Below are 6,394 nucleotides of genomic sequence, written 5' to 3' on the forward strand. Positions count from 1 at the left end.
CGTGCTGGTCGACGACATGATCGACACCGGCGGGACCATCGTGAAGGCGGCTGAGGCGATCATGGCCGAAGGGGCGGCCGGCGTGATCATCGCCGCCACCCACGCGCTCCTGTCCGACCCGGCGGTGGACGCGCTCAAGAACAGCCCCGCCACCGAGATCATCGTGACCAACACGCTGCCGCTCTCCGACGACAAGCGGTTCGACAAGCTCACCTGCCTCTCGATCGCCCCGCTGCTGTCCCGGGCCATCCAGGAGGTCTTCGAGGACGGCTCGGTCACCAGTATGTTCGACGGGCACGCCTGAGCGGGCGTGACGGCCACGGACGGGGACCCCACCCCGGACACGGGGGTCGGGGGCGGCAGGCAGAGGCGATCGCGGCGCACGCTGCTGGCCGTGGCCGCGGGGCTGCTGATGGGCTGCCTCGCCGTCGGGTGGTACCTGGAGCACCGGCTGACGGCGCAGGTGGGACGGATCCCCGGGGCCTTCGCCGGCCTCGAGGGACGGCCGGAGAAGGCGGCCTCGGGTGCCGTCGACATCCTGCTCCTGGGCGCCCGCCCTGAGGCCTCCTCGGCTGCCGACACCCAGGAGTGGTTCCCGGGACTCACCGCAGGTGCCTCGGTGATGGTCGTGCACCTCTCCGCAGACCGTCTCGGGGCCAGTGTCATCTCGATCCCCACCGCCGCCCAGATGGCCATCCCCGGGCACGGCGCCGGCACCCTCGCCGACACCTTCCGGATGGGCGGGCCCGCGCTCACGGTGGGCGCCGTGGAGCGTGAGACCGGCGTCCGCATCGACCACCTTGCGGTGGTCGACTGGGCGGCCTTCGAGGAGCTGGCTGCGCAGCACGGTGGCGCCGAGACGCAGCCGTTGCCGGCCAGGCCGGAGCGCCGCCGGATCCGCCAGCAGCACGAGGTCCTGCGCACCGTCCTCGACGCCTCGCTCCAGCAGGAGATGCGGAAGTACCCCTGGCTGCTCTACGACTTCCTCGACACCGTCACCGCGAGACTCGCGGTCGACGAGGGCTGGTCTCCCTTGCAGATGGGCCGGCTCGTCGTGTCGCTGCGGAACCTCCGCTCGGCCCAGATCCGCTACCTCACCGCTCCGACGCAGGGGGGCGGACCTGCGCTGCGGCTCGACCCGCCCGAGAACGCCGGGCTCTGGCAGTCGGTGCGTGAGGACCGTGTCGACGACTGGTTCGCGGCCCACCCCGAGGCCGGCCGCTCGGACACGGCTCCCTGAGCCGCCCCCACCGGATTGGGCCGGTTGGCGGCGCCGGGGATAGACTGCTGCGGTTGCCTCGGCGAGGGAGTCCCCCTGGGATCTCCGTGATCGACTGGGCCCGGCACACAGCGCCGCGCCGAATCGGTCGCGCGGCGCTCGTCTGTGACAGGTCTTCTGTGGCAGGCCGGGCGTGCCGGTCGAGGCCAGCCCGCGAACCGTCGTACCACCCCGTCAGGAGAGAGACCCATGGCTGCCGAGAAGATCACCGCCGAGCTGCGTACCGAGTTCGGCAAGGGCGCGGCGCGCCGGATCCGTCGCGAGGACAAGGTGCCCGCGGTCCTGTACGGGCACGGCAACGAGACGGTGCACCTCACCCTCCCTGGCCACGAGACGATGATGGCCATCAAGCACGGCGGCGCCAACGCCCTGCTGGAGCTGGACGTGGCGGGCAAGCCGCAGCTCGCGCTGACCAAGCAGGTCCAGGTCGACCCCATCCGCCGGGTCCTCGAGCACATCGACTTCGTGGCCGTGACGAAGGGTGAGAAGGTCACCGTCGACGTCCCCGTGCACCTGGTGGGCGAGGCGGTCCGCGAGTCGCTCGTGGTCACCGACGCCGCCACCATCCAGGTCGAGGCGGAGGCCACGAACATTCCCGAGTTCATCGAGGTCGACATCGAGGGTGCTGAGATCGGCACCCAGATCCTGGCAGCCGACCTCGCGCTGCCGCAGGGCACGACGCTGCTGACCGACGGCGAGACCCTCATCGTCAACATCTCCGCGCAGGCGGCCGAGGAGGCCGAGGCTGTCGAGGCGGAGGCCGGCGTGGCCGAGGGTGGCGCTGCCGAGGTCGCCGAGGGCGGCGAGGCGGAGTGACCCACGCCCGGCTCGGGAGGATCCTGGGCCGGGGGAGAGGTGCGCTGATGAGCACGCCCAGCGACGGGGTCTGGCTCGTCGTCGGGCTCGGCAACCCCGGGCCTGAGTACGCCGGGCACCGGCACAACGTCGGCTACCTCGTCACCGACGAGCTGGCGTCCCGCATGGGTTCCCGGTTCCGGGCGCACAAGTCGCGTCGCGCGGACGTCGTCGAAGGGCGGTTCGGTGCCCCCGGCGTGCCCGGCCCGCGGGTCGTGCTCGCCCGAGCCCGCTGCTACATGAACCAGACCGGCGGCCCGGTGGCCTCGCTGGCCGCGTTCTACAAGGTCCCTGCCGAGCAGGTCGTGGCCGTGCACGACGAGATCGACCTGCCGTTCGGCGCGCTCCGGGTCAAGGTCGGCGGCGGCGACAACGGCCACAACGGCCTGCGATCGATGCGTGCCGCGCTCGGCACCGGCGACTTCCACCGCGTGCGGGTGGGGGTAGGGCGACCGCCCGGCCGCCAGGACGTCGCCGACTTCGTACTGTCGAACTTCTCCGCCACGGAGCGCAAGGAGCTCCCCTTCTCGGTGCAGGACGCCGCCGACGCCGTGGAGTCGCTGGTGCTGAAGGGGTTGGCGGCGACGCAGCAGCAGTTCAACTCCTGAGCCATGCCCCCGGCCAGGCAGTGACGTGTCCCACGTCGGTTAAATCTACCCAAACGACTACAGTTTCCGAGTTCTCACACACATTCCGCCTTGACACCAGCCACCGCTGGTCAGGAGGATGGGGGTGACCCGGGAACATGGGGAACCCGGTGACGTGGGGGTGGTCTTTATGACCTTTCGGTTGGCTGTGCCGTGCGGACTATGGGGTCCAGCGCCCGTCAGAGCGGGGCGCGTTCCGACACTTCGTCGCTCCTCCTTCTCGGAGGTACTCACAGCTCGAGTCAGGGTTCTTTGACGCTGCGACACCGCTGGGTGATCGCACTGAGTTGACTCGGGCTGGTGCACCCCCCGACGGGGGAAGTCTTACATGGGGGTAGGGCGACAATGGATGAAGTCTCGTTCGGTCCGGACCTGATGGTTCCGGCTCCGAGGACCGCTGATGCGGTCATCGTGCCGCGGCAGCGGCGCGCCGACCCGGACGGGGTCGGCCTGGGCGCCGGCAGGGGGGATGCCGTGGCGCTCACCTCCGAGGTGGGTACAGCGACTCCGCTGTCCGCCCCGGGTGAGTTCGACCTGGCGCGGCTGCCGAAGTCCGTCATGCTCGGCGTCGAGGTGGCTGTGGCCACCTGCGCCGGGCTGCTGGTCGGCGTGCTGGCGGGCCTTGCGCCGCTGTACCTCGCCCTGGTCGTGGCGACGACGCTGGCCGTGCACTACTACTCCGGCGTCGAGGCGATCCGGCCCGGCATGCCGCGGATGAGCAGGCTGCTGCGCGACGCCGCGCTGCCGTTCAGCGCGGTGGCGGTGGCGGTTGCGTTCCTGGGCGTGCCCGAGCAGACCCTGAGCAGCTCCGGCCTGGTGATCCTCACCGTCACCGCGGCCGCGGCCGCAGCGTCGATGGTTCGTCACCACCACGTCGGGCCGGTCCGGCTGGTCGTCATGGGCAACGCCCCCTCGATCGTCCAGCTCGCCACCAAGTGGGCCGGTGACCGGCGGGCCAAGGTCGTCGGCGGCGTGCTCATCGACCCGGACTCCTCGATCCCGCCCGGTTCCGACTCCCTCCTCAGCGCACCGGTCGTGCACGACAGCGACGACATCGCCGCCTGGGTGGGCGCTCGGCAGGCCGACGTCGTCGTGGTCGTCCCCGGTCCCGGAGTCACCAGCGAACGGGTGCAGCGGCTGGGCTGGCAGCTCGAGGGCGGTCCCGCAGCCATCAGCCTGCTCTCCCCGCTCGCGCACGTCGCCTCCCACCGGGTGGACGCGGTCGCCTTCGCCGACACCACGCTCATCCACGTCGCATCGAGCCGGCCGTCGGTGTTCGTCCGCTTCCTCAAGGCCGCCTTCGACCGGGTCGTCGGCGGGCTGCTGCTGGCCCTGGTGTCGCCGGTGCTGCTGGTGATGGTCGCCCTGGTCCGGCTGGACTCTCGCGGTCCCGGCATCTTCCGGCAGACCCGCGTCGGCAAGGACGGCGTCGAGTTCACCATGTACAAGATGCGCACGATGCGTCGGGACGCCGAGCAGGTCAAGGCGAGCCTGGCCGACCGCAACGAGGGCGCCGGGCTGCTCTTCAAGATGAAGCACGACCCGCGCATCACCCGCGTGGGCGGTGTCCTGCGCAAGACCTCCCTCGACGAGCTGCCCCAGCTGATCAACGTGGTCAAGGGCGACATGTCGCTGGTGGGTCCGCGGCCTGCGCTGCCCGAGGAGGTCGCGCAGTACGACGCCCGCGAGCGTCGGCGGCTGGCCATCCGGCCCGGCGTGACCGGCCTCTGGCAGGTCAGCGGTCGGTCCAACCTCAGCTGGGAGAAGTCGGTCGAGCTGGACCTGCGCTACACCGACAACTGGCGGCTGGTCGACGACCTCGGCATCGGGGTGCGGACCGTCGACGCGGTGACCCGGTCTCGCGGGGCCTACTGAGCCCTGGTCCGCAAGCTCCTGACAGCAACGATCCCGCACGTGCTGGCTGGGTGCTGTGGATACCGGGTCCGGTGCAGCCACGATCCCGCACCTGCGGGATCGTGGCTGCTGCCCACGCTGCCCTTGCTGAGGCGGCGCCGCCCGCGAACGCGCTGACCGCGCGGCGCGGAGTTGACCCAAACGCCACGCCGACGCCTGGTGGTCGCTAGCATGTCGCCCGATGGCCATGTGGAAGCGACGTCAGCGCACCTCGCGGGATGTCGTGCGCCCTCTGCTGGTCGGTTCCAGCGGTGGCCACCTGACCCAGCTCTTCGCGCTGCGGTCGTGGTGGGAGAGCGGTGAGCGCGGCTGGGTGACCTTCGACACCCCGGATGCCATCTACACGCTGGCCGACGAGAAGAACGTGTGGTGGGCCTTCCACCCGACCACCCGCAACATCCCGAACCTGCTGCGCAACACCCGGCTCGCCTGGCGGGTGCTGCGCGAGTTCCGGCCCACCGTCGTGGTGTCCACAGGTGCGGGCACCGCTGTGCCGTTCTTCGTGCTCGGGCGGCTCCTGGGCGCGCGCACCGCCTACGTCGAGGTCTACGACCGGGTGGAGACCGCGACGCTCACCGGGCGACTCTGCCGGCCGTTCACCGACGTGATGATGGTGCAGTGGCCCGAGCAGGCTGCGCTCTACGACGACGCCGTGGTGATCGGACCCCTGCTGTGAACGGCCTGCGCCGGCTGGTGATCCTGGTCGGGACCGACCACCACCCCTTCGACCGGGCGGTCACCTGGGCCGACGCGCACCAGCAGCGCTTCCCCGAGGACGACGTGCTGATCCAGTACGGCCTGTCCGCACCCCCCACCACCGCCCGCGGGGTGGCCTTCTTGTCGCCGGCGGAGCTGCGCAAGGCGGTCGCCGAGGCCGACGTGGTGATCACGCACGGCGGCCCCGGCACGATCTCCGACGCCCGGTGGGGCGGGCACCGGCCGATCGTGTTCCCCCGCGACCCGGGCCTCGGCGAGCACGTCGACGACCACCAGTTGCGCTTCGCGCCCTGGTGCGCGGCACGGGGCCCGGTCCTGCTGGCGCGCACGCCGGAGGACCTCGACGCTCAGCTCGCCGCTCTTCCCGGGACCGGGACCAGGCTCGAGACCCGTGCGGACGTCGCGGAGTCCGCGGCTGCCCGCAACTTCACCGAGCTGATGTCCCAGCCGGTCTCGGGCCGGGGGCCGCATGTCCTGCCCGGTGCACCGCGTGTGCTGCACCTGGTCGGGGACGAGGAACGCGCCCGGCAGGCGGAGGAGCGGCTGGCGATCCGGCCGGGCGTGCTCCACCTCGGCGCGCTGGTGACGAAGTGGCCGGCGGGAGCGTCCGGGGAGATCTCCTGTGCCTGCGGGTCCTCCTACGCCGACTGCCCCTTCTGGGGCGAGGTGGGCAAGGCGGCCTTCGGCGGCTGGGACCACGTCGACCTGCGCCGGGTGGACGAGCTGTCCCGCACCGTTCCCGGAACCACCAGCAGCAGGGCGGCACGCCGGCACCCCGGCCGCGAGGCACGGCGGCGGCTGCTGGAGTACGCCGGCTACCACCGCGCCGTCCTCACCGCAGCCCGCGACGTGGCGGCCGCTGAGCTGCTGGTGATCCGCGGCGCGCCGGGCGTGGCCCTGGCGCTCAGCCACGACCGCCAGCTAGACCTGCGGGTCGCCGACTACGGCGCCGGCCTCGGCCCCCGCTGGGCACTGCGGCACC

The 6,394-nt window shown here is 71.8% G+C and carries 7 protein-coding genes; all 7 read left to right on the plus strand.

All coding sequences use genetic code 11. The features are described 5' to 3' along the window. Window positions 1–304, plus strand: a 304-nt coding sequence (locus tag PLP61_RS13905) for a phosphoribosyltransferase family protein (RefSeq protein ID WP_324503341.1), incomplete at its 5' end; no start/stop codon positions are given. Window positions 305–394: 90 nt separating this feature from the next. Then, the gene (locus PLP61_RS13910; RefSeq protein WP_324503342.1) at window positions 395–1,240 is read left to right on the plus strand and encodes an LCP family protein; all 846 of its coding nucleotides are present in this window, start codon (window positions 395–397) and stop codon (window positions 1,238–1,240) included. Between the two features lie 228 nt (window positions 1,241–1,468). Beyond that, window positions 1,469–2,095: a 50S ribosomal protein L25/general stress protein Ctc gene (locus PLP61_RS13915; protein ID WP_324503343.1), complete on the plus strand. Its 627-nt coding sequence runs from the start codon at window positions 1,469–1,471 to the stop codon at window positions 2,093–2,095. Between the two features lie 47 nt (window positions 2,096–2,142). Further along, the gene (gene pth / locus PLP61_RS13920; RefSeq protein WP_324503344.1) at window positions 2,143–2,742 is read left to right on the plus strand and encodes an aminoacyl-tRNA hydrolase; all 600 of its coding nucleotides are present in this window, start codon (window positions 2,143–2,145) and stop codon (window positions 2,740–2,742) included. 384 nt (window positions 2,743–3,126) lie between these two features. Further along, on the plus strand, window positions 3,127–4,656 hold the full coding sequence (locus PLP61_RS13925; RefSeq protein WP_324503345.1) for an exopolysaccharide biosynthesis polyprenyl glycosylphosphotransferase: 1,530 nt from the start codon (window positions 3,127–3,129) through the stop codon (window positions 4,654–4,656). A gap of 220 nt (window positions 4,657–4,876) precedes the next feature. Then, entirely contained in the window at window positions 4,877–5,371 is a 495-nt protein-coding gene (locus tag PLP61_RS13930; RefSeq protein ID WP_324503346.1) for a UDP-N-acetylglucosamine--LPS N-acetylglucosamine transferase, read from the plus strand. Then, on the plus strand, window positions 5,368–6,394 hold a 1,027-nt coding region (locus PLP61_RS13935), incomplete at its 3' end, for a glycosyltransferase (protein WP_324503347.1). The genes PLP61_RS13930 and PLP61_RS13935, both read left to right, overlap by 4 nt.

Origin of the sequence: Nocardioides sp., from assembly GCF_035429765.1 — a bacterium.
Classification (GTDB): Bacteria; Actinomycetota; Actinomycetes; order Propionibacteriales; family Nocardioidaceae; genus Nocardioides.